Origin of the sequence: Lactococcus ileimucosae (genome assembly GCF_943193185.1) — a bacterium.
GTDB lineage: Bacteria > Bacillota > Bacilli > Lactobacillales > Streptococcaceae > Lactococcus > Lactococcus ileimucosae.
In genome coordinates, this window is sequence record NZ_CALPDE010000060.1 from 1 (window position 1) to 1,164 (window position 1,164).

At 64.1% G+C, this 1,164-nt stretch carries 1 protein-coding gene; it reads left to right on the forward strand.

Features of this window, described 5'->3' with window-relative positions; translation table 11 throughout:
• On the forward strand, positions 1-1,164 hold a 1,164-nt coding region (gene istA / locus NFR51_RS11020), incomplete at both ends, for an IS21 family transposase (RefSeq protein ID WP_251713624.1).

The window sequence follows — 1,164 nt, forward strand, 5'->3', positions numbered from 1 at the left end:
CAGCCAATTCTGCCACCACTACCGGCTCTGGCGGGGGCGGCAACGGCGCAGCATGCGCCAGGTTCACCGGGCCGGCGAGAAGGTCTTTATCGATTACTGCGGACCGACCGTGCCGGTGGTGGACCGGAGCACCGGAGAGATGCGTCAGGCCCAGGTCTTTGTCGCCGTGCTTGGCGCCTCCAGCTACACCTTCGCCGAGGCCACCGGGAGCCAGAGCCTGCCGGACTGGATCGCCTCCCACCAACGGATGCTGACGTTCTTCGGCGGGGTGCCGGCACTGCTGGTTCCGGACAACCTCAAGGCAGCGGTCACCAAGGCGGACCGTTACACCCCGAAGATCAACGAGACTTACGCTGAACTGGCTGCTCACTATCAGACGGCGGTGCTGCCCGCGCGTCCCTACAAGCCCAAGGACAAGGCAAAGGCTGAAGCCGCCGTGCTGTTGGTCGAGCGCTGGATCCTGGCCCGGTTACGGCACCAGACGTTCTTCTCTCTGGCCGAGTTGAACGCCGCCATCGCCGCGTTGTTACCAGCGCTGAACCAGCGCCCGTTCCAAGGACGGACAGAGAGTCGTCAAAGCCTGTTCGATGCCCTCGACCGACCGGCACTACGACCACTCCCCGCCACGCCCTACACCTACGCCGAGTGGCGTAAGGCACGGCCGGGTATCGACTATCACATCGAGATCGAGAAGCGGCTATACAGCGTGCCCCACGCCCTGGTGGGGGTGAAGCTGGACGTTCGGGTGACCGACACCTCCGTGGAGGTCATGCACAAAGGGCAGCGAGTGGCGCTACATCCTCGTCATGGTAAGGGCCGCTTCGCCACCCTGACTGAACACATGCCTAAATCGCACCAGGCCCATCAGAACTGGTCACCGGGACGGTTCCTGAACTGGGCCAATGACATCGGCCCCGGCACGCTGGGCGTGGTGCAGAAGCAGCTCAAGGATCGGCCTCATCCGGAACATGGTTACCGCGCCTGCCTGGGACTTCTGAACCTTAGTCGGCGCTACAGTCGTGATCGCCTGGAGCAGGCCTGTGCCCGGGCGCTGGCCATCCACTCCGCCAGTTACCAGAGCATCACCTCGATCCTGAAGCAGGGGCTGGATCAGTTACCGCTGCCGTTGGTCGAGGAGCCACCGGAACTGACCGAGCTGCCGGT